General features: G+C 58.7%; 2 protein-coding genes. Both read left to right on the top strand.

What is annotated here, in order from left to right; translation table 11 throughout:
* Window positions 1–32: 32 nt before the first annotated feature.
* The gene (locus AC1DYX_RS31500) at window positions 33–308 is read left to right on the top strand and encodes a hypothetical protein (RefSeq protein WP_477266185.1); all 276 of its coding nucleotides are present in this window, start codon (window positions 33–35) and stop codon (window positions 306–308) included.
* A gap of 13 nt (window positions 309–321) precedes the next feature.
* On the top strand, window positions 322–573 hold the full coding sequence (locus tag AC1DYX_RS31495) for a hypothetical protein (RefSeq protein ID WP_477266183.1): 252 nt from the start codon (window positions 322–324) through the stop codon (window positions 571–573).
* The last annotated feature ends 434 nt before the right edge of the window (window positions 574–1,007 follow it).

The following is a 1,007-nucleotide window of genomic DNA, read 5'->3' as shown; positions in this document are numbered from 1 at the left end:
CATTCATTCGAATTCAATCTGAGGAGAACGCCATGAAAACCCTGACCATCAAAGACCTGGACCGCGCCGAACAACTGGACCGCACCGCCATGGCGGCCGTGCGCGGCGGCTGGAACGTGTTTGCCCCGTCGTACAAGTTCGGCGACGTAACCTACACCCCGTCGTCCGACTCGTCGATCAACGCGATGCAGGCCCTGAGCCAGCAACAGAACGTGCTGACCGCGACGGCCAACGATTCGGCCTTCCTGAGCGGCGTGACCGTGAACAACACGACGCACCAGAACGGCAAGAACAAGATTCTTGGCTGAGCGGGAGAGACCCATGTCATCCATCGCAATCCACGACCTGCCGCATCGCAACGAACTGGACCACCAGGCGATGTCGGCGGTGCAAGGCGGCAGCGCCTTCGGCAAGGACGTCAACGTCACGCTGAATGTCAACCAGCAACTGGCCCAGTTCCAGCAGATTGGCGTGAACGTCCTGAACAACAACGGCGTGATCGGCGCCGGGTTCGTCGGCCCCGATATCGATGTGGCCGCCACTTTGAAGGGTATGAACAAGGTCGTGATCTGAGACCGCCGCCCTTTGCTCCATCCCCTTGCCGGCCTGTGCCGGCAAGGGGATTGTGCCCGTTAACCTGCCATTCCAAGGAGGCCATCAGGGCGGACAGCGACAACCCGTCGCCGCGCTGAACCTTTTCGTTTCATCCATCAAGCCGTCCGGTGAAAACCGGGCGGCTTTTTTGTTTTCATGTCCGCCGAAACGCTGTTGGATCGCGCCGAACAGCCTGTTGAATGTGTTGGGCCCGACACGTCAGGCCGCGTGTGCCACACGGTGCGATACGCGCTTCCTCAATGCTGAGATAGGCATAAATTCTCCTTGTTTTTCAATGGCTTACGTGATGGTTTCGGGGTGATGGGAAGACCTGGCACGCATTTCGCAGATAGTCCATCGAGCGCAGATAAATGCCTCGACCAACCAACTGCATACCTCAAGGAGCTTTGACC

This window comes from Massilia sp. P2_C2 (genome assembly GCF_056404615.1).
Note: the sequence above shows the minus strand (reverse complement) of the source record. Positions and strands in the feature narration are given on the sequence as shown.